26 protein-coding genes are annotated in these 24,841 nt (G+C 74.1%); 10 read left to right on the forward strand and 16 right to left on the reverse strand.

Annotation, left to right across the window (positions count from 1 at the left end):
• Positions 1 to 25: 25 nt before the first annotated feature.
• Complete coding sequence (locus tag AC3A5R_RS12690; RefSeq protein WP_487621112.1) at positions 26 to 757, forward strand: SDR family oxidoreductase; 732 nt, start codon at positions 26 to 28, stop codon at positions 755 to 757.
• 65 nt (positions 758 to 822) lie between these two features.
• Here the strand turns inward: AC3A5R_RS12690 and AC3A5R_RS12695 are convergent, their stop codons facing one another.
• The 6 genes from AC3A5R_RS12695 to AC3A5R_RS12720 form a co-directional block, all read right to left on the reverse strand.
• Complete coding sequence (locus AC3A5R_RS12695) at positions 823 to 1,620, reverse strand: sugar phosphate isomerase/epimerase family protein (RefSeq protein WP_487621113.1); 798 nt, start codon at positions 1,618 to 1,620, stop codon at positions 823 to 825.
• Between the two features lie 16 nt (positions 1,621 to 1,636).
• Positions 1,637 to 2,566, reverse strand: a complete 930-nt coding sequence (locus AC3A5R_RS12700) for a Ppx/GppA phosphatase family protein (protein ID WP_487621114.1) — start codon at positions 2,564 to 2,566, stop codon at positions 1,637 to 1,639.
• Between the two features lie 167 nt (positions 2,567 to 2,733).
• Positions 2,734 to 3,468, reverse strand: a complete 735-nt coding sequence (locus AC3A5R_RS12705) for an ABC transporter permease (RefSeq protein WP_487621115.1) — start codon at positions 3,466 to 3,468, stop codon at positions 2,734 to 2,736.
• A complete protein-coding gene (locus AC3A5R_RS12710; RefSeq protein ID WP_487621116.1) occupies positions 3,465 to 4,223 on the reverse strand; it encodes an ABC transporter ATP-binding protein in 759 nt (252 codons plus the stop codon). The genes AC3A5R_RS12705 and AC3A5R_RS12710 overlap by 4 nt, the downstream gene beginning before the upstream one ends.
• A gap of 10 nt (positions 4,224 to 4,233) precedes the next feature.
• Positions 4,234 to 4,905, reverse strand: a complete 672-nt coding sequence (locus AC3A5R_RS12715; RefSeq protein WP_487621117.1) for a TetR/AcrR family transcriptional regulator — start codon at positions 4,903 to 4,905, stop codon at positions 4,234 to 4,236.
• Positions 4,906 to 4,914: 9 nt separating this feature from the next.
• Positions 4,915 to 6,141 (reverse strand): ankyrin repeat domain-containing protein, encoded by a 1,227-nt coding sequence (locus AC3A5R_RS12720; protein WP_487621118.1) that lies wholly within the window; start codon positions 6,139 to 6,141, stop codon positions 4,915 to 4,917.
• 176 nt (positions 6,142 to 6,317) lie between these two features.
• Here AC3A5R_RS12720 and AC3A5R_RS12725 point away from each other — a divergent pair, with 176 nt between their 5' ends.
• The 3 genes from AC3A5R_RS12725 to AC3A5R_RS12735 all read left to right on the forward strand — a co-directional run bounded on the left by AC3A5R_RS12725 (position 6,318) and on the right by AC3A5R_RS12735 (position 9,182).
• A complete protein-coding gene (locus AC3A5R_RS12725) occupies positions 6,318 to 7,166 on the forward strand; it encodes a DUF3109 family protein (RefSeq protein ID WP_487621119.1) in 849 nt (282 codons plus the stop codon).
• Entirely contained in the window at positions 7,163 to 7,852 is a 690-nt protein-coding gene (locus tag AC3A5R_RS12730; RefSeq protein WP_487621120.1) for a class I SAM-dependent methyltransferase, read from the forward strand. Before AC3A5R_RS12725 ends, AC3A5R_RS12730 begins: the two co-directional genes overlap by 4 nt.
• A 154-nt stretch (positions 7,853 to 8,006) precedes the next feature.
• Positions 8,007 to 9,182 carry a flavin-containing monooxygenase gene (locus AC3A5R_RS12735; protein WP_487621121.1) on the forward strand — a complete coding sequence of 392 codons (1,176 nt, stop codon included), beginning with the start codon at positions 8,007 to 8,009 and terminating at the stop codon, positions 9,180 to 9,182.
• Here AC3A5R_RS12735 and AC3A5R_RS12740 read toward each other — a convergent pair.
• Both AC3A5R_RS12740 and AC3A5R_RS12745 read right to left on the reverse strand, forming a co-directional pair.
• Positions 9,147 to 10,814, reverse strand: coding sequence for a helix-turn-helix transcriptional regulator (locus AC3A5R_RS12740; protein ID WP_487621122.1), 1,668 nt, complete (start codon positions 10,812 to 10,814; stop codon positions 9,147 to 9,149). The two genes, AC3A5R_RS12735 and AC3A5R_RS12740, sit on opposite strands and share 36 nt — an antisense overlap.
• A 110-nt stretch (positions 10,815 to 10,924) precedes the next feature.
• The gene (locus tag AC3A5R_RS12745) at positions 10,925 to 11,539 is read right to left on the reverse strand and encodes a hypothetical protein (RefSeq protein ID WP_487621123.1); all 615 of its coding nucleotides are present in this window, start codon (positions 11,537 to 11,539) and stop codon (positions 10,925 to 10,927) included.
• A gap of 284 nt (positions 11,540 to 11,823) precedes the next feature.
• Here AC3A5R_RS12745 and AC3A5R_RS12750 point away from each other — a divergent pair, with 284 nt between their 5' ends.
• Positions 11,824 to 13,032 (forward strand): sensor histidine kinase, encoded by a 1,209-nt coding sequence (locus AC3A5R_RS12750; RefSeq protein WP_487621124.1) that lies wholly within the window; start codon positions 11,824 to 11,826, stop codon positions 13,030 to 13,032.
• On the forward strand, positions 13,023 to 13,697 hold the full coding sequence (locus AC3A5R_RS12755) for a response regulator (RefSeq protein WP_487621125.1): 675 nt from the start codon (positions 13,023 to 13,025) through the stop codon (positions 13,695 to 13,697). Before AC3A5R_RS12750 ends, AC3A5R_RS12755 begins: the two co-directional genes overlap by 10 nt.
• 87 nt (positions 13,698 to 13,784) lie before the next feature.
• Here AC3A5R_RS12755 and nadC read toward each other — a convergent pair whose 3' ends face one another.
• The 5 genes from nadC to AC3A5R_RS12780 all read right to left on the reverse strand — a co-directional run bounded on the left by nadC (position 13,785) and on the right by AC3A5R_RS12780 (position 18,853).
• Positions 13,785 to 14,693, reverse strand: a complete 909-nt coding sequence (gene nadC, locus AC3A5R_RS12760; RefSeq protein WP_487621126.1) for a carboxylating nicotinate-nucleotide diphosphorylase — start codon at positions 14,691 to 14,693, stop codon at positions 13,785 to 13,787.
• Complete coding sequence (locus tag AC3A5R_RS12765; RefSeq protein ID WP_487621127.1) at positions 14,690 to 16,480, reverse strand: L-aspartate oxidase; 1,791 nt, start codon at positions 16,478 to 16,480, stop codon at positions 14,690 to 14,692. Before AC3A5R_RS12765 ends, nadC begins: the two co-directional genes overlap by 4 nt.
• Before the next feature lie 72 nt (positions 16,481 to 16,552).
• Positions 16,553 to 16,987: an aspartate 1-decarboxylase gene (panD, locus tag AC3A5R_RS12770; RefSeq protein ID WP_487621128.1), complete on the reverse strand. Its 435-nt coding sequence runs from the start codon at positions 16,985 to 16,987 to the stop codon at positions 16,553 to 16,555.
• 70 nt (positions 16,988 to 17,057) lie between these two features.
• Entirely contained in the window at positions 17,058 to 17,945 is an 888-nt protein-coding gene (gene panC / locus AC3A5R_RS12775; RefSeq protein ID WP_487621129.1) for a pantoate--beta-alanine ligase, read from the reverse strand.
• Positions 17,942 to 18,853 carry a Rossmann-like and DUF2520 domain-containing protein gene (locus AC3A5R_RS12780; RefSeq protein ID WP_487621130.1) on the reverse strand — a complete coding sequence of 304 codons (912 nt, stop codon included), beginning with the start codon at positions 18,851 to 18,853 and terminating at the stop codon, positions 17,942 to 17,944. Before AC3A5R_RS12780 ends, panC begins: the two co-directional genes overlap by 4 nt.
• A gap of 31 nt (positions 18,854 to 18,884) precedes the next feature.
• On the opposite strand from AC3A5R_RS12780, the gene AC3A5R_RS12785 reads away from it, so the two are divergent.
• Both AC3A5R_RS12785 and AC3A5R_RS12790 read left to right on the forward strand, forming a co-directional pair.
• Positions 18,885 to 19,880 carry an SAM-dependent methyltransferase gene (locus AC3A5R_RS12785; protein WP_487621131.1) on the forward strand — a complete coding sequence of 332 codons (996 nt, stop codon included), beginning with the start codon at positions 18,885 to 18,887 and terminating at the stop codon, positions 19,878 to 19,880.
• A 5-nt stretch (positions 19,881 to 19,885) separates the two neighbouring features.
• Positions 19,886 to 20,452 carry a copper resistance CopC family protein gene (locus AC3A5R_RS12790; protein WP_487621132.1) on the forward strand — a complete coding sequence of 189 codons (567 nt, stop codon included), beginning with the start codon at positions 19,886 to 19,888 and terminating at the stop codon, positions 20,450 to 20,452.
• 7 nt (positions 20,453 to 20,459) lie between these two features.
• Here the strand turns inward: AC3A5R_RS12790 and AC3A5R_RS12795 are convergent, their stop codons facing one another.
• On the reverse strand, positions 20,460 to 20,846 hold the full coding sequence (locus tag AC3A5R_RS12795) for a VOC family protein (RefSeq protein WP_487621133.1): 387 nt from the start codon (positions 20,844 to 20,846) through the stop codon (positions 20,460 to 20,462).
• Between the two features lie 149 nt (positions 20,847 to 20,995).
• Positions 20,996 to 22,261: a cytochrome P450 gene (locus tag AC3A5R_RS12800; protein WP_487621134.1), complete on the reverse strand. Its 1,266-nt coding sequence runs from the start codon at positions 22,259 to 22,261 to the stop codon at positions 20,996 to 20,998.
• A gap of 105 nt (positions 22,262 to 22,366) precedes the next feature.
• On the opposite strand from AC3A5R_RS12800, the gene AC3A5R_RS12805 reads away from it, so the two are divergent.
• Both AC3A5R_RS12805 and AC3A5R_RS12810 read left to right on the forward strand, forming a co-directional pair.
• Complete coding sequence (locus AC3A5R_RS12805; protein WP_487621135.1) at positions 22,367 to 23,569, forward strand: NADH-quinone oxidoreductase subunit D; 1,203 nt, start codon at positions 22,367 to 22,369, stop codon at positions 23,567 to 23,569.
• Positions 23,570 to 23,577: 8 nt separating this feature from the next.
• A complete protein-coding gene (locus AC3A5R_RS12810; RefSeq protein ID WP_487621136.1) occupies positions 23,578 to 23,847 on the forward strand; it encodes a hypothetical protein in 270 nt (89 codons plus the stop codon).
• Positions 23,848 to 23,857: 10 nt separating this feature from the next.
• Here AC3A5R_RS12810 and AC3A5R_RS12815 read toward each other — a convergent pair whose 3' ends face one another.
• Positions 23,858 to 24,805 carry a hypothetical protein gene (locus AC3A5R_RS12815; protein ID WP_487621137.1) on the reverse strand — a complete coding sequence of 316 codons (948 nt, stop codon included), beginning with the start codon at positions 24,803 to 24,805 and terminating at the stop codon, positions 23,858 to 23,860.
• Positions 24,806 to 24,841: the final 36 nt, after the last annotated feature.

Genomic DNA, 24,841 nt, shown 5'->3' on the forward strand with positions numbered 1-24,841 from the left:
CTCGGGGTCGGCCTAGGGTGGCCGCATGAGCCAGCCCGATGCATCCCGCCCCGTCGCCGTCGTCACCGGTGGCACCCGAGGCATCGGCCTCGCCGTCGTCCGAGACCTCGCGGCGACGCATCACGTGGTCGTCGGCGGTCGTAGCGCCGAGTCGGTGGCGGGCGTGGTGCGCGAGCTGCCTTCCGGGGAGGGACTGGTCGCCGACCTCGCCGACTGCGTGCCCGGCGGCTCGCTCGACGAAGCCCTGACCGACCTCGCGGCACGCCACCCACGCGTCGACGTCCTGGTGCACTCGGCCGGCGTCCTGCGCAGCGGCACCGTCGCCCACACGTCGGTCGAGGAGTGGATGGAGTCGCTGACCGTCAACGTCGTCGCCGTCGCGGCTGTCACGCAGGCGTTGCTGCCCGCCCTGCGGGCCGCGCAGGGCCGCGTCGTGGCCGTCAACTCCGGGTCGGGCTTCGCCAGCTACGCCGGCGGGGGCGCCTACGCCGCATCGAAGTTCGCGCTGCGGGCGCTGACCGACGCGTTGCGTGAGGAGGAGCGCGGCAAGGGCGTGCGCGTCACGTCGGTGCACCCCGGACGCGTCGACACCGACATGCAGCACGAGCTCGTGTCGTTCGAGCGTGGCCAGTACGACGCGGACCGATACCTCGACGTCGAGTCGGTCGTGGCGGCGGTGCGACTCGCGCTCGAGGCCGGTCCGCGGGCCAACGTCGACAGCATCAGCGTGCGACCGCGCGGGTACACCGGCTCCTGACGCGGGCCACTCGGGCAACGAGCTCCGGGCTCCGTTGCAGCGCAACGGGTCCCGACGCGCAGGCGTCAGATGCGGCTCGCACCCCGCGTCGGCGCGGTGGCGAGGCGGGCGAAGGCGAGCGCCTCGGCGAGGTCGACCTCACGTGCGTCCTGGGACAGCTTGCGCGTCGACACCTCGACGACGACGTCGCCGGACCAGGCGGAGTCGGCGAGCAGCTCGAGCACCTCGACGCACGGCTGGCCGCCGCGGCCAGGCACGAGGTGCTCGTCCTTGAACGAGCCGAGGCCGTCGGCGAGGTGCAGGTGCGCGAGCCGCTCGCCGAGCGCGCTCACCATGGCGACGGCGTCCGACCCGGCGGTGGCCGTGTGCGACAGGTCGATCGTGACGCTGTCGTACGGCTGCTCGACGGGGTCCCAGTGCGGCAGGTAGGCGAGCACCTCGCGGCCGGCGGTGCGCCACGGGTACATGTTCTCGACGGCCAGGCGGATGCCGCTCGCGGTCTCGCGTTCGGCGATGCCGTCGACGAACTGCTCGGCGTAGTCCCTCTGCCACCGGAACGGCGGGTGCAGCACGACGACCGGCGCACCGACCTCGAGCGCGAGGTCGATGGAGCGGTCGATCTTCGTCCAGGGGTCAGGGCCCCAGACCCGCTGTGTCAGAAGGAGCGTCGGCGCGTGCACCGAGGCGATCGGCAGCCCGTGCAGCTCCGAGAGGGCCCGCAGCGCGCCGGGCTCGCGGGTCACCGGGTCGGTCCACACCATGACCTCGACCGAGTCGTAACCGAGCCGGTCGGCCGTGGCGAACGCGGTGGCGGCGTTGCCGGGGTACACCGACGACGTCGACAGCCCGATGCGGATGCTCATGCGGCCATGCCCGACGTCATCCACCGAGGTGGTCGAGCCGGCGCAGGATGAGGCCCTCGCGCAGCGCCCACGGGCAGATGTCGACCCGCTCGACCTGCAGCAGGTCGAGGGCGGCCTCGGCGACGAGCGCGCCGGCCAGCAGCTGGCGGGCCCGGCCCTCCGACACTCCGGGCAGCTCGGCGCGAGCCGCGGCCGGCAGACCGGTGAGCTGCTCGACGATGCCGCGCAGGTCGTCACGCGTCAGCTCGCGGGGCACGAACTGGCCGTCGGCACGGGGAGCCGCACCGGCGATCCTGGCCAGCGAGCGCATCGTCTTCGACGTGCCGACGACCCGGTCGGGGACCCCACCGGTCAGCAGCGGGCGTACGTGCTCGCCGAGCGTCGCGCGGATGCCCGAACGGACGCGTCGGACGAGGTCGGGGTCAGGAGGGTCACCCGGCAGCTGCTCGCGCGTGAGGCGTCCGGCGCCCAGCGGCAGGCTGAGCGCGACGTCGGGCTCCTCGTCGAGCCCGACGGCGAGCTCGAGCGAACCGCCGCCGATGTCGACGAGCAGCACGCGGCCGCTGGACCACCCGAACCACCGACGCACGGCGAGGAAGGTCATGCGGGCCTCGTCGACGCCGCTGAGGGCATCGAGGTCGACGCCGGTCTCGGCGCGGACCCGCTCGAGGACGGCCTCGCCGTTCGGCGCCTCGCGCAGCGCGGAGGTCGCGAAGGCGAACAGGTCGGTGACGCCCTGGTCCTCGGCCACCTCCAGGCACTCGGTGATGAACGCGACGAGCCGGTCGGCCACGGCGTCGTCGACTGTGCCCTCGGGATCGAGGCTCTCGGACAGGCGCAGCTCGGTCTTGTGCGAGAAGGCCGGCAGCGGGTGGGCGCCGGGGTGCGCGTCGACCACGAGGAGGTGGACCGTGTTCGACCCGATGTCGACGACGCCCAGACGCATGACCTCACCCTAACGGCGCCGGGGCTCCCCTCCCGGGGGCGCCCACCCACCGGTCGACGGGCCGAGCGGCCGGACCCAACCCGGGAAACGGCCTGTGGAGACGGTTTTCGGGGTTCGATCCGGCCACTCGACCCAACGGGTGGTGCGGCGGGTCAGGAGTGCGCAGGTCAGGCGGTGCGGCGGCTCAGGGTGAGCGAGCCGAGCGCGAGGGCGCCGACGATGAAGGCGACGACGACGCCGAGGGCCCGGACCGCGTCGGCCGTGCCGTCGGCGCTGGAGGTGATGGCGTTCATCGCGTCGACGGCGTACGACAGCGGCAGCAGGTCGGACAGCCACGACAGCACCGTCGGCAGCTCGTCGCGCGGCACGAGGAGCCCGCAGAGCAGGATCTGCGGCAGCACGAAGGCCGGCATGAACTGGACCGCCTGGAACTCGGTGCGGGCGAACCCGCTCGCGAGCAGCCCGAGCGCGGTGCCGAGCACGGCGTCGGCGAGAGCCACGACGAGCAGCAGCCCCACCGACCCGGCGACGCTCAGGCCGCAGACCCACACGGCGAACGCCGTCGCGACGACGCCCTGCACCACGGCGAGGGCACCGAACGCGAGACCGTAGCCGAGCATGAAGTCGCCCTTGCCGAGCGGCGTCGTGAGCAGCCGCTCGAGCGTGCCCGACTGCCGCTCGCGCAGGGTCGCGATCGAGGTGACGATGAACATGACGATCATCGGGAAGATGCCGAGCAGAGCCGGCCCGATGTTGTCGAAGACCGGGGTGCCGTTGTAGATCCAGGCGAGCAGGCCGAGCAGGACGCACGGCACGACGAGGATCATCGCGACGGTGCGGTGGTCGGTGCGCACCTGGCGCAGCACCCGGCCCGCCGTGACGAGGGACAGTGCGGGGTTCACGATGCGCTCCTCTCCCGCGCGGCCTCGGCGTCGATGAGCGCGAGGAAGGCGGCGTCGGCGTCGGGGGCTCCGGTGCGGGTGAGCAGCTCGTCGGGCGTGACGTCGGCGAGCACGCGGCCCTCGCGGAGCAGGACGAGGCGGTCGCAGCGGGTCGCCTCGTCCATGACGTGGCTCGAGACGATGAGCGAGTGCCCGGCCTCGGCCAGGTGGCGGAAGAGGTTCCAGAGGTCGCGGCGCAGCACGGGGTCGAGCCCCACGGTGGGCTCGTCGAGGACGAGGAGCGTCGGGCGTCCGACGAGCGCGGCCGCGAGGGACACGCGCGACTCCTGGCCGCCCGAGAGGTCGCGGACGAGCTGGCCGGCGTACGAGGTGAGGTCGACCTCGACGAGGGTGCGGTCGACGGCGTCGCGCAGCTCGGTGCCGCGCAGGCCCACCGCCCGGCCGAAGTAGGCGACGTTCTCGCGCACCGTGAGGTCGGAGTAGACGCTGGGGTCCTGGGTGACGTAGCCGACGTCGTCGCGCAGCGGCGCGGAGCCGGCCGGGTGGCCGAGGACGGTGACGGTGCCCGACTCGATGATCTGGACGCCGACGATGCACCGGATGAGCGTGGACTTGCCCGACCCCGACGGGCCGAGCAGGCCGACGACCTCGCCGGCCGGGACCTCGAGCTCGAGGTCGGGGATCACGAGACGCTTGCCGCGCACGACCCGCAGGCCGTGGACGACGACCGCGGGACCCGTCGAGATATTCACCATGTGATGAAATCTACTCCGCGGGCCCCGGCGTGTAAACGACCTCGGCCACCTCGACCACTTCGACCGCCGGTGCGGGAGCGAGCAGGTGGTGCTCGATGACCGGGGCGAGCCGCTCGACGAGCTCCTCGGGACTCGCCTCGGCGATCCCGGGCATCCGCAGCACGTAGCGCATGACGACGAGTCCGACGATCTGCGAGGCCACCAGCCCACCCCGCAGCTGGACGTCGGGCGAGCCGAACGCCCCGGCGACCCGGCCGAAGACCTCCCGGCCGAGGAACTCGCGCAGCACCCGGGCCGCGTCCTCGCTCGTCATGGCCGAGCGCACCAGGGCCACGAGGGCGTCGCGCCGGTCCCCCGGCTCCCACACCGACAGGAACGTCTCGATGACGCGGCGCCCGACGCCCTCGGGACCCCCGGCGACGATGCGCTCGACGAGCCGGGCGGGGTCGACCGGCATCGACAGCGTCTCGGCGAAGAGCGCCGCCTTGCCGTCGAAGTAGTGGTGCACGAGAGCCGGGTCGACGCCGGCCTGCCGGGCGATCCCGCGCAGGCTCGCCTTGTCGTAACCATGGGCGGCGAACGACCGACGAGCCGCGTCGACGATGGCGGCGCGCGTGTCGACGCCGCCCGGACGCCGCCCACGGCCACGCGCGGGCGCCGCGTCCTCGGCCCTCGGTGTCATGCGTCCACGCTAGCCCGCGTCCGCGACGTCGGTCGTGACCTCGCGCAGCACCGCCGCCGCGTCCTCGGCGCGGGCCCACACCGCCCACTCGAACGGACGCGTGCCGTGCACGGCGTCGCGCGCCTCCGGATCGGCGCCGGCGTCGAGGAGCACGCGCACCTGCTCGACGTCGTTCATGAACGCGGCGTCGTGCAGCGCGGTGCGCCCGCCCGGCACCTGCGCCGGCGGCAGGTTCGCCGTCACCGAGGGGTCGGCGAGCCCGTGCGCGACGAGGAGGCCGAGCCGGCCCTCGAAGCCGTGGCCGCGGGCCCAGTCGACCTGTCGGGCGAGCATCTCCTCGATCGTCTCAGCCGGTTCGCCGGTGCGGCGCGCCCAGACCTCCGCGGCGGGGTGGCCGAGTCCGTGCCGCAGGAGGATCTCGAGGTGGGAGTCGTCGCGGTTGAACATCCGGTTGTAGAGGGCCTGGCGGTCGTTCGGGTCGGCGCCGCGCTCGAGCAGCAGCTCGGCGAGTGCGCGCCACTGCGGGTGACGCGGCTGGCGCGCCGGGCCCGACTCGCCCTCGCCGAAGATGCCCGTGAGGGCGGTGAAAGCCGTCGGCAGCCCCTGCCACAGGTAGCCGCTGTCGGGGTCGGCCCCGGCGTCGAGCAGCAGCCGTGCAGCTGCGACCGGATCGTGTTGCGGCACACGGGAGTACACGAGGTAGAGCAGCGGCGGCCAGCGGAAAGGACCGCCTTCGCGGGTGGCCACCGCGGGGTCCGCCGCCAGGTGGGTGCGCAGCGCGTCCGGATCACCGGCGACGGCCGCCACGACGACGTCCCGAGCCACCAGCGTCGGGTCGGCGTCGAGCAGGCGCGCCGCCGAGGCCCACCGCTCGGGCTCGTCGCGCTCGGTGTAGGTCAGGCACGCGAGCGCGGCCACGGCAGAGGGGGATCCGTCCTGGGAGGCCGCCACATCGGCCGCGGTCGGGTCGAGCGCCCCCGGGTCGCGGCTCAGGGGCGCGGCCGCGCGGAGGTAGGCACGCAGCCGGGGCCAGCTCGCGAACCCGTACGTGCGGGCCAGCACCCGCTGGGCGTCGGCGAGGGCGAACACCCCCGGGTCGTCCGGGGCTCCCGCTGGATGGTGCCGCGCGACGTGCTCGAGCGCGTCGGGCCGGGCGGACCGGACGGCCTGCTGCAGGCGCCGCGCGTCGCGACGGAGACGTTCGAGGTCGGGGTTGGCGGGCAGGGACAGGGCCATGACGGCCTCCTCTCGTGTGCCCGGGGTGCGCGTCGGGGCCGAAAGGAGGTCGGCGGTGCGGAGCAGGTGCCACCACCAGGGAGGCTGAGCCCCTTCCCGCGCACCGGAGGCGACCTGGACGCCCACTGGCCAGACTAGCCGTGGGCATCCTCGGGTGGGCGGCATAAGGTGTGCCGGTGGCCGAAGCACCCCTTGACCTGCCTCGCGTCTGGGTGGAGTTCACCGATCCGGCGGACGCCAACCAGCGCTTCCGCATGGACCTCACGTGGCTCACCAGCAGCTGGACGTGCATCTTCGGCTCCGGCTGCCACGGCATCTACGCCGACCGGCCCGACGACGGCTGCTGCACGCTCGGAGCCCACTTCACCGAGAAGGACGACTGGAAGCGCGTCGAGCGCGCCGTCGAGGAGCTCGGCGAGGACGAGTGGCAGTACCACTCGGTCGGCACCGCCGGCGGCAGCAAGGACGACTGGACCGAGAAGGAGGACGGCGCGCGCAAGACCAAGGTCGTCGACGGTGCCTGCATCTTCCTCAACCGCCCGGGCTTCCCCGCGGGCGCCGGCTGCGCGCTGCACCAGCACGCGGTCCTCACCGGCGTCCAGCCACACACCCTCAAGCCCGACGTGTGCTGGCAGCTGCCGATCCGCCGCACCTTCCGCACCGTCGAGCTGCCCGACGACAGCAGCTACCTCGAGGTGACGATCACCGAGTACGACCGGCGCGGCTGGGGCCCGGGCGGCCACGACCTCGACTGGTACTGCTCGGGCAACCCCGAGGCGCACGTCGGCCGCGAGCCGGTCTACCGCTCCAACGAGGCCGAGCTCGTCGAGCTCATGGGCCCGGAGGCCTACGCCGAGCTCGTCATCCGGGCCGAGGCACACCTCGCCCAGGTCAAGGCCGTCCGCGCCCGCGGCGTCCGCAAGCTGCTCCCCCTGCTCGTCCACCCCGCGACGCTCGACGCCCAGGGCGGGCGGCTGCGCCCGGCCCCGCGGCCGCCCGCGACCGGGACCGAGGGCTCCCGGTGAGCGAGGTCATCCCCTCCCCCAACATCTGGGAGAGCCCCGACGTCTACGAGGTCGAGAACCAAGGCGTCGACCGCAACCACGTCATCGAGGCCGCGATGCGCTCGGTCCTCGAGTGGTCCGACCGCGACGTCGTCGACATCGGCTGCGGCACGGGCTTCCACCTGCCGATGTTCGCCGCCACGGCGCGCTCCGTCGTCGGGGTCGAACCGCACCCTCCGCTGGCCGACCTTGCGGCGCAGCGGGTCTCGGACCTGCCGAACGCGTCGGTCCGGGAGGAGGGTGCGGCGGCGGTCGGTGTGCCGGACTCCTCGTTCGACGTCGCGCACGCGCGGTGGTCCTACTTCTTCGGGCCGGGGTCAGAGCCCGGCCTCGCCGAGCTCGACCGGATCATGCGGCCGGGTGGCGCGGCGTTCGTCATCGACAACGACGCGACCCGCTCGACGTTCGGCACGTGGTTCCGGCGTGCCCTGCCGAGCTACGACCCCCGTGCCGTCGAGCGGTTCTGGGAGCGCCAGGGCTGGTCGCGCGAGCGCCTCGACATCCGGTGGGACTTCGACTCGCGCGAGGACTTCGAGGCGGTCGTCGGGATCGAGTTCGCGCCCGAGCACGCCGACCTGATCCTGGCCGAGCACCCCGACGCGACAGGCGTCGACTACGCCGTCAACCTCTGGTTCCGCCGCTACTGACTCGGCCCGCGCCGGCCCCGCGGCATCTCGCGGTCGTGGTCATTCCTGCCCATCGCCGTGCCGGCACGGATGGGCAGCACGGCCGACGCGGCGCCCCCTCCCACGTTCCTACCGTCGTTCCTACCGAGGCAGCACGGAGCACAGGAGGAACACCATGGACGCCATCCGGACCACCACGAGCGCCGAACCCGCACCTGCCACCGAGACCGTCGACACCGTCGTCGTCGGCGCCGGCCAGGCCGGGCTCGCCACGGCACGCGAGCTCATCGCCCGCGGGCGTGACTGCCTCGTGCTCGAGCGCAACAGCGCCGTCGGCGACGGCTGGCGCCAGCAGTACGACTCGCTGCGGCTCTACACGCCCGCCGGCCACGACGCGCTACCCGGGCTCCGCTTCCCCGGCGACCGCCGTGCCTTTCCGGGCAAGGACGACGTCGCGGAGTACCTCGCGGAGTACGCCGAGCACTTCGACCTGCCGGTCAGGCTCGGCGTCAGCGTCGAGAAGGTCGCTGCCGCAGTCGGCTCCGACGGGTTCGTCGTCTCGACCGACCGCGGGGTCATCGAGTGTCGCAACGTCGTCGTGGCCACCGGGACGTTCGGGCGCGCCCCGCGGGTGCCGGCGTTCGCCGCCGACCTCGACCCTGGCATCCTCCAGCTGCACTCGAGCCAGTACCGACGCCCGACGCAGCTGCAGGACGGCCCGGTCCTCGTCGTCGGCGCCTCGCACTCGGGCTGCGACATCGCCCACGAGCTGGCCCCGCACCGACCGACGACCCTCGCCGGGCGCGACTGCGGGCAGCTCGGGGTCCGGTGGGACTCGCCCGCCGTGCACCTGCTCTTCCCCGTCCTGCTCTTCGCGTGGCGGCACGTGCTGACCCGCCGCACGCCGATGGGTCGGCGAGCCATGGCGAGCCTGCGCCACCACGGAGGCCCGATGCTGCGGGTCAAGCGCGAGGACCTCGCAGCCGCCGGCGTCGAGCGACGGACCGAGCGGGTCACCGGCGTCTCCGAGGGCCGCCCCACTCTGGCCGACGGCACCGTCATCGACGTACGCAACGTCGTGTGGGCCACCGGGTTCGAGCAGCGCTTCGACTGGCTCGAGCTGCCCGTCGTCGGTGACGACGGCTGGCCGCGCGAGTACCGCGGCGTCGCGCTGGACGTGCCCGGCCTGTACTTCTGCGGCCTGTCGTTCCAGTACTCGTTCAGCTCGATGGTGCTGCCCGGCGTCGGGCGCGACGCCGCCTTCGTGGCGGCACACATCGACCGGCACCGTTCTGCGGCAAAGAGGTCCGACGAGTCACCGGCCAGGCCGCTGACCCAGCACGTCGCCTGAGCCGCCTGCCAGCCCACGCTCGAAGGCGAAGGCCGCGGCGGCGGTGCGACTGACGACGCCGAGCTTGCCGAAGATGTTCGACAGGTGGCGTGCGACAGTGCGCTCACTGAGCACCAGCTCTGCGGCGATGTCGGCGTTGCTGCGACCGGCCGCCACGAGCCGCAGCACCTGCACCTCCCGGGCGCTGAGGCCCGCCGGCAGGGACCGGCGCCCGGTCAGCGCGTCGACCTCCTCGACGGCCGGACGCGCGCCGAGCCGGTCGAGCACGAGGCGTGCGGCGCCCAGGGCACGGTGGGCCGCGTCGCCGTCGCCGAGGGCGAGCAGGGCGCGGCCGGTCCCGATGTCGGCCAGCGCGGTCTCGAACGGCAGGTCGAGCGACGCAGCAGTCTGGCGAGCGCGACGCAGGTAGGGCAGCGCCCCGGCGGCGTCCTCACGCGCGAGCTGCACCCGACCCCAGGCCAGGGCCGAGCCGGCCATCAGCGCCTCGGACCCGAACGCCTCCGCGACCTGCTCGAGCTCGACCGCCGCCGCCTGCGCCGCCTCCACGTCGCCGACCCCCACGAGCACCTCGACGACACCGGGCAGCAGCCGGCTGCGGGTCACCGAGGGTCCCGGCTCGGCGAGGAGCCGCCGGGCCGACGCGGCGGCCGCCGCACGCTGCCCACGGGCGGCGGCGAGCAGCGCCAGGCCCGGCTGCGGCTCGTACCCGTGCTCGCCACTGCGGGCGTAGGCCGCCTCGGCGCCGGCGAGGTCGCCGCGCAGCCGCAGCAGGTCTCCGCGTTCGCACGACGCCTGGCCCACCGCGTCGACGGCACCCGCCTCGGAGTAGCGGGTGACCGCCAGGTCGAGCTCGTCGAGCGCCTCCTCCCAGGCCCCGCGGGCCCGCATCACCTGGGCCCGGTGCAACGCGCTCTGCCCGGTGAACAGGACGAGTCCGGGCTGGGCCGCGCACCACGTGGTGAGGCGGGCGGTCCACTCCGCCACCCGGACGAGGTCCGAGACCTCCTGACAGCCCTCGATCGCCGTGCAGTAGACGTGGCCGACGGTGATCGGCTCGCGGGCGCCGCGCTCGGCCTCCAGCATCGACTCGTCGAGGAGACCGACGCCGTCGGACACCCGCCCGCCGTAGATCGACATCCGACCCTCGGCGCACAGCCCCGTCGCGAGCAGGTCGCCGTCACCGCTGCGGCGGCCGACGTCGGTGGCGGTACGCGCGCAGGCGAGGGCGTCCTCGATGCGGCCGGCACCGAGGTGGGTGAACATGCGGGAGAAGGCGATCCATCCCCTGGCCGGGGCCTCGGCCTGGAGATCGGCGACGTGTCGCTCGCCGCGGGCCAGCCACGCGGACACGGCCGAGCGACCCCCGGTGGTGCGCAGGGCCATCGTCACGTGGAAGGCGCACACCGCGGCCTCGGAGTGCTCGCCTGCCGCCACGCGGGCCTCGTAGGCGGCCGTGTACCGCTCGACGGCGTCGTCGACGCGCCCGAGGAGGTGGGCTGCGGCGGCAGAGCGTTCGAGGTCCGGCGCCGACAGCCCGGCGAGGTCGAACGCGGCCCACGCGTCGTAGGCCGCCCGCCACTCGCCGCGCTCGAACTCCGCTCTGGCGCGGAGCAGCTCGTCGACGACGCCCATGGGCCCACCCTCCTGCCTCGAAGGGTACGCCGGCGCTGCACGCCGCAGGCCCCCGTCGCCGCACCATACGGGTGCGGCGACGGGGCCCACCTGCTTGCGACGGAGGGGTCTCAGGCGTCGAGGTTGCGGCGCTGGAGCAGCCGCCGCCCGATGAGGGCGAAGGGCGCGAACCCGACGAGGACGGTCGCGGCTGCGACGAGGGGCGTCGTGGCACCGAACACCATGAGGCCGGCCACGCCACCGACGAGCAGCAGGATCGACCACCAGGCGAGCACGCCGGCCCGGGCCAGTCCGACGAGCACGAGCACCGGCCCGAGCAGGCTGAACGGCTCGGTGCCGTCCCAGAACGGCAGGAGCGAGCCCTCCTTGAAGCCACGGAACACGGCAACCGCCTGGTCGGAGGTGAGCACCGTCCCCGCGGAGGCGTTCCACCAGTCCGAGAGCACCATGCCGGACACGTTGACGAAGCCGATGGCCGCGAGCAGGGCCCCGACGACCGTCGCGATGCGGCCGCGACGTCCTCGCACGAGCGAGGGTGCCGCGAGGATGCCGAGGCCGATGGCGAGGTTGCCGTAGTGCAGCAGCAGGGCCGACACCTGGGTCATCGTCGTGTCGCGGGTCAGGGACGAGATGTAGTCGGCATCGGCCATCGAGGCCTGCTCCGGCGACGTCACCATGCCGAGCGCCCACAGGACGGGGCCGGCGACGAGCGCGGCACCCGCCACGACCCGCATGGGGTGGGCGAGGGGGGGCAGGGCGCTCCATGACGGGGGGTGCCGGCTCGACGGACGCGTGGGGCGAGACGTGGGACATGGGTTTCCTTTCGGGCTGGTCCGGAGGGTCCGGTGCCGCCGGTGTCGGCGACGGACCAACGGTGTCTCCCCGCCGGCTCGTCGGGCCTCGGCCGAGAGGCACTGACCCGCCCTCCGCCGTGGTGCGGAACGACGGCCTCCCCGGGTCCCCCGCAAGACGGATACGCGGCCCGCTGCCGAGCCCTACCCTTGCCGCCATGTCGCCCCTTCGCCTCGTGCCACGGCCGGGCCTGGTGCCCGTCGGCGCCGCCGTCCTGCTGGGCGCGCTGGCACTGGTCGAGGCGTGGACGGACCCGACCTTCCGGCCCTCCTTCACGGCGCTCGCCTGGGTCGCGGTGTGGATCGCGGGCAGCCTTGCGAGCCAGACGCGCTGGCCCGCGGCGGGTGCGGTCGCAGTTGCCGCGTCGTTCCCGCTCGGCGAGGCGCTCGGAGCGCCGGGCCCCGGCGGCGCCGGCCTGATCGCCCTGCTCGTGGCGGTCGCCTGGGCGGGCTACGCGGCGACGCCAAGACGCTCCAGGCTCGCCGTGGCCGCGTGCATCCTGACGTTCGTCGTCACCGACGTGGTCCGGGCGGGGATCAGCTGGGACTCGATCTTCTTCCCGGCGATCTTCGTGCCTGCGTGGTGGACCGGTACCCTTGTTCGCCGCGAACAGACACGCTCGCGCGAGATCGCCTCTCTCGCAGCGCAGCTGGATGCCCAGCGAGAGGTCGCTGCGCATGCCGCCGTGGTCGAGGAGCGGGCCCGGATCGCGCGTGAGGTGCACGACTCGGTCGCCCACTCGCTCAGCGTCATGACACTCCAGCTCGGAGGCCTGCGACGCCAGCTCGGACCGCTGCTCGACGACCGCCCGGCCGAGCGCGACATCATGCTGGGGCTGGAGCGGCTCGGCCGGCAGTCGGTCGAGGAGCTGCGGGCCACCGTCGGCATCCTCCGCACCCCGCGCGACGGCGACGCCGACCTCTCGACCCCCGTCTCGCTGTCCCGCGCCGGCGACCTCGTGGCCGACGTGCGGGCGGCCGGCCTCGACGTCGCCCTCGAGACCCACGGCGACCTGACGACCGTGCCGCGTGCGGTCGACGTCGCCGCCTACCGCGTCGCGCAGGAGGCGTTGAGCAACGTCCTTCGGCACGCCCCCGGGGCGCGGACCGTTCTGCGGCTGCGCCACGACACCGACGCCGTCGAGGTGGCCGTGCGTGACGACGGGCCCCGACGCGCGGACGGTGCGGCGTCGCCCGGCATCGGGGCGGACGACGACACGCGCGTGACGCGAGCCACCGGCGGACAGGGCCTCGTCGGGATGCGCGAGCGCGCAGGCATGTTCGGTGGCACGCTGGCGGCCGGACCGGTGGCCGGAGGCGGGTTCGAGGTGCGGGCCCGGTTCCCGATCGGGAGGGGATGGCAGTGACGATCAGGGTGCTCCTCGTCGACGACGAGGCCATGGTGCGCGTCGGGCTGCGGATGGTCCTGACCGCCGAGCCCGACCTCGAGGTCGTCGGCGAGGCGTCCGACGGCGCGACGGCCGGGACCATGGCCGGCCGGCTGCGGCCGGACGTGGTGCTGATGGACGTCCGGATGCCGCACGTCGACGGGATCGAGGGCGCCCGCCGCGTGCTCGAGGCCAGTCCCGAGTCGCGGGTCGTCGTGCTGACGACCTTCGGGGAGGACGAGTACGTCGAGGGCGCGCTCAGGGTGGGGGTCAGCGGGTTCCTGCTCAAGGTCTCGCCTCCGGAGCAGCTCGTGGCCGCGGTGCGCACCGTCGCCGCCGGTGGCGGCCTGCTCGACCCGGCGGTGACGCTGCGGGTCATCGAGTCGTTCGCCGCGGCGCCGACCCCGCGCACGGCCCGGTCGCGCGATCTCGAGCTGCTGACCCAGCGCGAGCGCGACGTGCTCGGCCTGCTCGCCCGCGGCCTGTCGAACGCCGAGGTCGCCGCCGAGCTCTACCTCGGCGAGGCCACGGTGAAGACGCACGTGTCGAGCCTGCTGGCCAAGCTCGGCCTGCGCGACCGGGTGCAGGCCGTCGTGGCCGCCTACGAGACCGGCCTCGTCCGCCCCGGCGACCACGCTCCCTGACGACGCGCCGGTTCCGATGCCAAGCGCCGTCCCCGTGTGCAGGCGCTGGGGTCCAGGCCCCACCTCGTGCACACAGCGGACGTTCGGTCAGTCGACGAGGTCGAGGGCGATGTCGACGATCGGCGAGGAGTGGGTCAAGCCGCCGACGGAGATGAAGTCGACGCCGGTCTCGGCGTAGTCTCGGGCCACCTCGAGGGTCATCCCGCCCGTTGCCTCGATCTCGACCGGCTCGCCCGCCGCCCGGAGCAGGGCCACCGTCTCGGCGAGCACCGGCACGGTCATGTTGTCGCACATCACGAACCGCGCGCCGGCGTCGTAGGCCTCCTGCGCCTCGGCAGGCGTCGTCACCTCCACCTGCACGTCGACCTCGGGGAACCGCTCGCGCACGAGGGCGTAGGCCGCGGCCACCGAGCCCGCCGCGAGCTTGTGGTTGTCCTTGATCATCGCGACGTCGTAGAGGCCCATGCGCTTGTTCGTGCCGCCGCCGCACCGCACCGCGTACTTCTCGAGCCAGCGCAGCCCCGGCGTCGTCTTGCGGGTGTCGAGGACCATCGTCGTCGTGCCCTCGAGGGCGTCGGCCCAGAGACGCGTATGGGTCGCGACGCCGGAGAGCCTGCTGAGGATGTTGAGCATGGTTCGCTCGGCCACGAGGACCACCTGGGTGCGGCCGGAGACGCGGGCGATGACGTCGCCGCGCACGACCCGCGCGCCGTCGTCGGCGAGCACCTCGACCGTCGGCGTCGGCAGGCCCAGCCGCTCGGCCACAGCAGCCAGCACGAGGCCGACGACGGGGACGCCGGCCACGACGCCGGGTGCACGGGCCACGACCTCGGCGACCCGCTCCTGCTCGGCCGGGATCGTCGCCAGCGTCGTGACGTCGAGTCCCCGCGGGCCGAGGTCCTCCTCGAGGGCGACCGCGACGACGCGGCGGGCCCACTCCTCGGGGAAGCCACTCAGGCCGTCGGATGCCGTTGCTGCGGCGGGCTGGTGGGTCACCGGGTCTCCTCGGGTCGTGGATCGGTCTGTGCCACAAGCTCTTCGGTGGCGCGTTCGGCTACGCCAGCGTCGAGGTCGAGCCCGTCGAGGTTGGCGCGAGGCACCGGAACGACGGTCGCCCCGAGCCGACCCGACGCCTCCCGGCTCAGGTGCACGTGGTGCAGGAACCGCTCGTCGTCACGCATGGGGAAGTCCTCCCGAACATGGCCACCGCGGGTCTCCTGGCGCAGTGCGGCAGCGTGCGTCAGGGCCCGGCCGAGGTGCACGAGGTTGGTCGTCTCCCAGCTCTTGGGGCCGCCCTGCCGGTCGGTGTCGGTGGCCGCCTTGGCCGACACGGCGGCGAGCGCCTCCTCGGTGGCCGCGAGCGACGCCGCCGACCGCACCGTGCCCGCGCCGGCCGTCATGGCCCGCTGCACGTCGAGGCGGCGCTTGCCGCGGACGAGCTCGGGCGGCACGGCGTCCTCGCTGTCCTCGCCCTGCAGCGGCGACGTCGCCGGCAGCTCGCCCGCGCCGAGGCGCGCGGTGAGGTCGTCGGCGATCCGGCGCGCGAAGACGAGGCCCTCGAGCAGCGAGTTGGACGCGAGGCGGTTGGCCCCGTGGACGCCGGTGCACGAGGTCTCGCCGCAGGCGTACAGCCCCTCGAGCGAGGTGCGCCCGCGCAGGTCGGTGCGCACGCCGCCGGACGCGTAGTGCTGGGCCGGCGCGACCGGCAGCAGCTGCGTGGCCGGGTCGAAGCCGAGCTCGCGGCAGCGGGCGACGATCGAGGGGAATCGCTGCTCGAGGAAGTCCGCGCCGAGGTGGCGGCAGTCGAGGTACACGTGGTCGGTGCCGGTCTCGCGCATCCGCCGGATGATGGCCCGGGCCACGACGTCGCGCGGCGCGAGGTCGGCGAGCGGGTGCTGGCCCTGCATGACCCGTTCCCCCGCCTCGTCGACGAGGAAGGCCCCCTCCCCCCGGACCGCCTCGGAGATGAGCGGCTGCTGGCCGCGCGAGCCCTCGCCGAGCCACAGCACGGTCGGGTGGAACTGGACGAACTCGAGGTCGGCGAGCACGGCGCCCGCGCGCAGGGCGGCCGCCATGCCGTCGCCGGTCGCGACGGACGGGTTCGTCGTCGAGGAGTAGATCTGGCCGAGGCCGCCCGTCGCGAGCACGACGGCTCGCGCGTGGGCCGCTCCGACACCGTCGACCTGGCCCGCGCCGATGACGTGGAGCGTCACGCCGCACACGCGTCGGTCGGCGTCGGTGAGCAGGTCGACGACGAGGGCGTGCTCGATCACCTCGATGCCGGGATCGTCACGGACCCGGTCGAGGGCGGCGATGAGGGCGCGGCTGATCTCGCGGCCGGTCGCGTCGCCGCCGGCGTGCAGGATGCGGTCGCGGTGGTGGCCGCCCTCGCGGGTCAGGCTGAGGTCGCCGGCGTCGCCGCGGTCGAAGTCGGCGCCGAGGGCGATGAGGTCCCAGACGGCGTCGGTGCCCTCGGTGACGAGGGTGCGCACGGCGTCGACGTCGCACAGGCCGACGCCGGCCACGAGGGTGTCGTGGATGTGCTCGGCCGGGCTGTCCTCGGGCGACATGACCGCGGCGATGCCGCCCTGGGCCCACGCCGTCGACCCCTCGTCGAGGACGGTCTTCGTCACGAGCAGGACGCGGTCGACGCGACGCCGCAGCCGCAGCGCCGTGGTCAGGCCGGCGATGCCGCTACCGACGACGATGACGTCGGCCGTGGCCGTCCAGCCCGGCTCGGGCGCGCGCAGCCGTCGCGGGATCGTGATGCCGCTGTCGTTCATGAGCACCTTCTCGGTGGGACGCTGCCGGGGTCGCCGGTCGTGGGGTCGTGCCCCATACCGTATGCCGCCGGCTCAGCCCCGGTGGGCGTGGTTCCGTTCCGTGACGGCGGAGGTCATCAGGCCGAACCCGTCGGGGACGTCGCCGGCGTCGTGACCGGTCTCGACGATGCGGTTGTCGCGGTCGACGAAGACGACATTCGGTTCGAACGTCCGCGCCTCGGCGTCGTCCATGGCCGCGTAGGCGATGATGATGACGGTGTCGCCGGGCGAGATGAGCCGCGCCGCAGCGCCGTTGATGCAGACGATGCCGCTGCCGCGCTCGCCCTCGATGGCGTACGTCGTGAGGCGGTTGCCGTTGTCGACGTCGACGACGTCGACCTGCTGGCCGGGCCACAGGTCGGCGGCGTCCAGGAGGTCGCGGTCGATGGTGAGCGAGCCGACGTAGTGCAGGTCGGCCTGGGTCACGGTGGCGCGGTGGATCTTCGAGTGGAGCATGAAGCGCTGCACGATGGATCTATCCTTGGGAGAAGGGGATTCGGTCGAACGCATCGGCGCCGCCTCGCGGGAGGCCGACGCTTCAGGGCTGGGAGAACACCTCGAGCGCACCGCCGCCGGGGCCGACGAGCACGGGCAGGTTGTCGATGAGGCGCGTCGTGCCGACGCGGCCGGCGACCGCGAGCAGGGCCTCGCCGCGGTACCACTCGGGCACGTCCTCGAGCGTGTCCGGGTGGACGAGCACGAGGTAGTCGACGAGGGCGAGCGGCTCGCGCACCAGCACCGCACGGGCGGCGCGCCGGACGGCCGAGGGACCCTCCGTGGCGGCGTCGGCGCCGGCCCGCAGCGCGGCCGAGAGGCACAGCGCGGTCTCGCGGTCGGACGGGGTCAGGTAGGTGTTGCGGCTCGACATCGCCAGGCCGTCGGCCTCGCGCACCGTGGGCACCGACACGACGTTGACCGGGAAGTCGAGGTCGCGGACCATCCGGCGGATCAGCAGCAGCTGCTGGGCGTCCTTCTGCCCGAAGTACGCCGACGTGCAGCGCGTCAGGTGCATGAGCTTGGCGACGACGGTCAGCATGCCGTCGAAGTGGCCGGGTCGGGCCTGTCCCTCGAGGACGTCGCCGAGCGGCCCCGCCGACATCCGTACGCCCGGGTCGCCGTCGGGGTAGATGACGTCGGGCGTCGGGGCGAAGACGAGGTCGACGCCGGCGTCGGTGCAGATCTGCAGGTCGGCGTCGAACGTGCGCGGGTAGCGCGAGAGGTCCTCCTTCGGCCCGAACTGCAGCGGGTTGAGGAAGATCGTGACGACGACGTGCGCGTGCGTCTCGCGGGCCCGCCGGATCAGCGTCGCGTGGCCGTCGTGGAGCGCGCCCATCGTCATGACGACGGCGACGTCGCCGTCGTCGAGACAGGCCCGGGCATCGCGCAGCTCGTCACGCGTGCGCGCGACGACGGGGGTCTGGGTCACGGTCGGTCCTCCTCGCGGGCCAGCAGCTGGAGCAGCGGGTCGGCCACGTCCGCCCGGAGGCGGCCGCTGAGCAGGGCCCGCTGCGCCGTCGCGCGCGCCAGCGCCAGGTAGGTCGGCCTGATGTCCGGGGCCACCGTGCGCAGCATCGCGACGTGCCCGGCCACGGTACCGGCATCGCCGCGCGCCACCGGGCCGGTGAGGGCAGCGTCACCCAGCTGGAGGGTGTTGCCGAGCGCCGCCGACAGGAGCGGCTCGAGCACGCGGGCAGGGTCCTCGATGCCGGCCTCCGCGAGCAGCTGCATCGACTGCGCGACGAGGGTGACGAGGTGGTTGGCCCCGTGGGCGAGGGCCGCGTGGTAGGTGACGCGCTCGTGCTCGGGCACCCAGACCGGGTCGCCGCCCATCTCGATGACGAGCGCCTCGCCGACCGGACGCGCGACGTCGACGGTCGTGACGCCGAAGCAGCAGTCGTGGAGCCGCTCGAGGTCGACCGGGGTGCCCGTGAACGTCATGGCCGGGTGCAGCGCAAGCGGCACGATCTCGCTGTCGAGGGCGGCCTCGAAGACGCCGATGCCGTGTGCGCCCGAGGTGTGCACGACGAGCTGCCCCGGTGTGAAGGTGCCCGTGGCGCTGAGGCCGGCGACGAGGTCTGCCAGTGCGTCGTCGGGCACGGCGAGCACGACGAGGTGCGCGCCGGCGACGACGTCGGGGATCGGCTTGACCGGGACCCCCGGCAGCATCCGCTCGGCGCGCTCGAGGCTCGCCTCGCTGACGGCCGAGACGCCGGTGACGTGGTGGCCGGCCCGCACGAGGGCCGCGCCGAGCACGGCGCCGACGCGCCCGGCCCCGACGATGCCGACGTCGAAGCGGGCGGGGCGCTCGTGGGGGTCGCCGGTGGGGCTGCTCACCCGCGCACGCTATCGCCTACAGTCGGGCGCCGTGGATGCCCTTCCCTGGCGCGAGGCGTGGCACGCGGCGCTCTACGCGCCCGGACGCGGGTTCTACGTGACCGGCGGCGGCCCCGCCGAGCACTTCACGACCGCGACGCACGGACCGCCGGGGGCCGCGCTCGCACGGGCCCTGCTCGCCCTGCCCCAGCACCGGGTGCGGGTCGTCGTCGACGTCGGTGCCGGGCGCGGCGAGCTCGCTGCACACCTGCGCGCCGCCCTCGACGACACGCCCACCGGGCCGTCGGTCCGCGTCGTCGCCGTCGACGTCGTCGAGCGACCCGAGGCCCTCGACGCGCGCATCGAGTGGCTCCGCTCCCCCGGCGGCGCGGCGCTGCCCCCTGACCTCGACGACCTCGGCGGCCTCGACCGCCTCGAGGACTGCCTCGTCGTCGCGCACGAGTGGCTCGACGTCGTGCCCTGCACGGTGGCGCAGGTCGACGCGTCGGGCGTGCTGCGCGTCGTCCTCGTCGACCCGGCGACCGGGCAGGAGCGCCTCGGCGACCGGCTCGGCGGCCCCGACCTCGACTGGGCCCGCGAGCACTGGCCGGCATCGACGACCGGCGACCGGGTCGAGGTGGGTCTCGACCGCGACCGCGCCTGGGCGGACCTGGTCCGGCGGGTCCGGTCCGGCACGCTCGTCGCCGTCGACTACGCCCACACCCGCGACGCCCGCCCGGCTCACGGGACCCTCGTCGGGTACGCGTCGGGCCACCTGACGACGCCGGTGCCCGACGGGTCGTGCGACATCACGGCGCACGTCGCCGTCGACACCCTCGACGCCGACGAGACGCCCACCCAGCGCGAGGCCCTGCGCCGGCTCGGCGTCACGGCGACGGTGCCGCCCCACGCGCTCGCGACCCAGGACCCGCTCGGCTACCTCGCGGCGCTCGAGCGCACGAGCGCCGAGGCCCGACTCGTCGACCCGGCCGGTTTCGGTGGGTTCCGGTGGGCGGTGAAACGGGTCCACGCCCGCGACGTACGCTGAACGCCATGCGTCGCGTGCCCTCCTTCCTGCTCGCCCTCGGCGTCGCCGCCGGGGTCGTCCTCGGCGTCGTCGGCACGCCGACCCTCGCCTCGGCCCACGACGTGCTCGAGCGCAGCAACCCCTCCGACGGGGCCGTCGTCAACACCCTTCCGGACACCGTCGAGCTGACCTTCGCCGAGGCGCCGCTCGCCGTCGGCACGCAGGTCGTCGTCACCGGTCCCTCGGGCCCTGTCTCCGAGGGCAGCCCGACGATCCAGGGCTCGATCGTGCGCCAGAAGCTCGCCGCGAGCGCGCCCGGCGGCGACTACACCGTCACCTACCGCGTCACGTCCGACGACGGGCACCCGGTGAGCGGCAGCTTCTCCTTCCACGCGACGGTCGGGCTCGACGGCTCCACGGCCACGGCCGGCCCGAGCGTGCATGTGCGACAGGCCGACCCGGCTGCCGAGGATGCTGGGTCGTCGGTGTTCGTGCCGGTGCTGCTCACCATCGTCGGCACGTGCGTGCTGCTCGGGGTCGGCGGCTTCCTCGTGCTGCGCAGCCGACCGACGAAGGACGCCGGCCAGCCGTAGTAGTGCTTCAGGCCTCCGGCTGGTGCACGAACCACCGGTGCCCGAACGGGTCGTGGAAGACGGCGACGCGACCGAGACCCGGGTTGTCCTCGGGCCCCCGGTCGATCGTCGCCCCGGCGTCGCGGGCCGACGCAGCGACCGCGTCGCAGTCGGCGACGGTCAGGTGCAGGGACACCGCGTTGCCCCGTGCCCGGTCCGGGGGCGCGACGCCCGCAGACTCGAAGGCGTCGGACATCATCCAGCGCGCTCCGTCGACCTCGAGCTCGCAGTGTCCGACGTGACCGTCGTCCATGACGATCGGGTCGACGCTGACGCGGGCCCCCATCACGCGCCCGTACCACTCGATCGCCGCGCGGGAGTCCTCGACGCAGATGTACGGGGTCAGCTCGCTCACGGGGCTCCTCCTCGGTCGGTCCCACCAGTCGACCACGCGGACGCCGCGATCGGGGGCCGAGGGTCCGACCGATCGCCGGCGAGCGTCGATCAGCCCTGGTCGACGCGTTCGACGACCAGCCGCTCGTAGCCGCGCAGGACGAACGTCGATCAGCCCTGGTCGACGCGTTCGACGACGAGCCGCTCGTAGCCGCGCAGGACGAACGTCGGACGCCGGTGCTCCTCGACGACGCGGATCGGGCCGAGGCGACGCAGCAGGGCACGCACCGAGATCTGCAGCTCCATCCGGGCCAGCGGGGCGCCGAGGCAGAAGTGGATGCCGGCGCCGAAGGCCAGGTGCGGGTTGGGGTCGCGCGAGGCGTCGAACAGGTCGGGGTCGGCGAAGACGGCCGGGTCGCGGTTCGCGGCGCCGAGCAGCGCCGCGACCTTCTGCCCCTCGCGGATCGTCACGCCGTGCAGCTCGACGTCGGCGGTGGCGGTGCGCTCGAACAGGTGCAGCGGCGAGTCGTGGCGCAGCATCTCCTCGACGAGCCGGGCGACCGACGCGTCGTCGTCGAGCGAGTCGATGACGGCCGCCAGCTGCTCCGGGTCCGCCAGCACAGACGCCAGACCGTTGCCGAAGCCGTTGACGCTCGCCTCGTGGCCGGCGTTGAGCAGCAGCACGACCGTGGCGACGAGCTCGCGGCGCGACAGGCGGTCGCCGCCGTCGCGCTCCTCGACGAGCGCCGTGAGCAGGTCGTCGCCCGGGTTCTCGGCGCGCTCGGCGGCGAGCACCTCGACGTACGCGGCGAACTCGGCGCACGCGCGCTGCGCCTCGGCCTGGGCCTGCGGCGTCGGCGACACCTCGTACATCCGTACGATGGCCTGGGACCAGTCGCGCAGCCGCTTCCAGTCGGACGTGGGTGCCCCGAGCAGCTCGCAGATGACGAGGACGGGCAGCGGCTCGGCGTAGCCCTCGATGACGTCGACCCGGCCGTCGGCGTCGAGCCGTGCCTCCAGCCCGGTGAGCAGCTCGCCCGCGATCTGCTCGACGCGCGGCCGCAGCCGCTCGATGTGCCCGCGGTTGAAGGCGCCGGCCACGAGTCTCCGCAGCCGGGTGTGCTTCGGCGGCTCCGAGTCGAGGATGGAGTCGGCGTGCAGCCAGTCGAACACCGTCCACGGGTCGTCGTCGGCGGCGGCGCGCGCGCGGAAGATGCGCCCGAGGCGCCGGTCGCGCAGCACGTCGTTGGCGGCGGCGTGGGTCGTCGTCAGCCACAGGCCCAGGCCGTCGTGCCGGACGATCGGTGCCTCGGTCCGCAGCTGCGCGAGCCTCGGGTAGGGGTCGGCGACGAACGCGGGATCGGACAGGTCGACGGACGCCGGAGCCCCCGGCACACCGTCCGGTCCCGTCGCGGACTCGGGGAAGGACTGGTTCACCAGGCCACTGTGCCCCACCGGGCCGCATGGCGGGAGCCGGGGGTCGCCAGGTGGCCCGGTGGCCCACGAGGGCGACCCGCAGCGCGACACGGCATACTCGGGCACATGGCCCCCGCGTCCGACGCCCCCGGCACGACCACGGCCCCGACGCGCCGCCAGGCCCTGACCGTCGGCGTCGGGGCCGGTGGCCTCGCCACCGCCGACATGGTCCTCAACATCGGCCCGCAGCACCCCGCGACGCACGGCGTCCTGCGGCTGCGCATCGTCGTCGACGGCGAGCGGATCGTCACGGCCGAACCGATCATCGGCTACATGCACCGCGGCGCCGAGAAGCTCTTCGAGGTGCGCGACTACCGCCAGATCATCGTGCTGGCCAACCGCCACGACTGGCTCTCGGCGTTCTCCAACGAGCTCGGCGTCGTGCTCGGCGTCGAGCACATGCTCGGCATGGAGGTGCCCGAGCGCGCTGTCTGGGCCCGCACCCTCCTCGCCGAGCTCAACCGGGTGCTCAACCACCTGATGTTCCTCGGCTCATACCCCCTCGAGCTCGGCGCCATCACGCCGGTCTTCCACGCGTTCCGCGAGCGCGAGGAGCTCCAGGCCGTCATGGAGGAGGTGTCGGGCGGGCGGATGCACTTCATGTTCAACCGCGTCGGCGGCCTCAAGGAGGACCTCCCGGCCGGCTGGCTCGGCCGCGCGGGTCACGCCGTCGACAGCGTCCGGCGGCGCCTGCCCGCCCTCGAACGCCTCGTCGTCGGCAACGAGATCCTCGAGGGCCGCACCCGCGGTGTCGGAGTGCTGCCGCGGGAGATGGCCCTCGCGTACGGGGTCTCCGGGCCGATCGCCCGCGCGAGCGGCGTCGACGTCGACCTGCGCCGCGACACCCCCTACCTCGCCTACGGCGAGCTGTTCGGTGATGGCGGTCCCGGCCGCGTCGTGACCCGCACGGCGGGCGACTGTCTGTCGCGCCTCGAGGTGCTCCTCGAGCAGGCGCACGTGTCGCTCGACCTCGCCGAGGCCTGCCTCGACCGGCTCGTCGCGCTGCCGCAGGGTCCGATCAACGTCAAGCTGCCCAAGGTGCTCAAGGTGCCGGAGGGGCAGGTCTACTGCGCCACCGAGAACCCGCTCGGGTTCAACGGCTACTACCTCGTGTCCCGCGGCGAGAAGACCCCGTGGCGGCTCAAGCTCCGCTCGGCCTCCTTCAACAACGTCTCGGTGCTGGCCGAGATGCTCCCGGGTCAGCTCATCGCCGACATGGTCGCCATCCTCGGCTCGATGTTCTTCGTCGTCGGCGACGTGGACAAGTGAGGGGACGCGTGGGCGGCAGGACGGGTCGACGCATCGGGCGCGACACGTGGCTGCGTGCGGCCGCTGTCGCCGTCATCACGGCGTCGGTGACGCTCGCGGCCGCGTGCTCCGACGAGGACACCGTCGACACCATCCCGCCGCCGTGGCCGGCGCGCACGACGACGCCCGACGGGCCGCCCGGGCCCCCGCGCACGAGCGCGACGACGACGAAGACCTCGACGATCACGCCCGTCTCCCCCACGACGACGCGGCCGCCCGTCCTGTCGACGGCCCGCTGACGCGGCGGCGTCAGTACGCCGGGACCCCGACGTACCGGGGTGTCCCCGTCACGGCGTCGATGACCGGTCGGTCCCCGAGCGGGCTCGACAGCCGGACCGTCGCGGGTGTCATCAGGCCGACCCCGGTGCAGACGCTGCCCGCCGGCGGCTCGTCGTAGGAGCCGCCGACGACCACGAGGTCGTGCGCCTCGACCACGTTGACGCGCGGGTCGACCTCGCACTCCCCGTGGAAGATCGTCACCTCGAGGGTCGCCCCGTCGACCGCCCTGAGGAGACCGACGCGCATCAGCCCTCCCGGCGGGTCACCGAGGCCGGGAGGAGCAGACGGCCGTGGCGCAGGAGCGAGGACGTCCGGCGCCGTCGCCACGACGAGCGGGTGCCGCGCCAGTCCGCGCACCGTCAGCTCCCAGGCGGGGACCGTCGCGGCGCCGCCGTCGGTGGTGACCTGCACCTGCGACAGGCGCGCGGCGGTCACCTCGAGCCGGCAGCGGTCGGCGGGCACCGAGTCTCCGCACGTGCCACTGGCACCCGAGAACGCCCGCTCCAGGGCGGCACGGACGCCGATGGTTCCGACTCGCCGGGTCCCACCTCCGGGCAGCGTCATCCTCGCGGCCGACTCGCGGTCCGGCGCCACCGAGTCGGCCACCTCGACGCGCCCTGCTCCCCAGGCCTCCTTCTGGTCCGCGGTGTCGAAGGCCGCCTCCGCGTCCCACGGCGACACGAGGAGCAGCCCCGTCGGCCTCGAGGGCAGCCCGGCCCGTCGGACGGCCGCGGCGACGTCGTCCGCGCGCTCCCTGAACCGCTCCGGCGCCGGGGCCACCGACAGGGTCGTGGGTCCGTCCACCGGAAGGTCGGTTGCGCCGTCGCCGATGCCCGAGACCGTCGGCGAACCGCACGCGGCGAGGACCAGCGCAGTCACGACGGCGACGGCACCGCACACGGTCCGGGGTGCTCCCATGACCGAAGGACACCACAGAAGCCGGCATCGTTGCAC

The sequence above is a fragment of the Intrasporangium sp. Soil_C_50 genome (assembly GCF_057656595.1).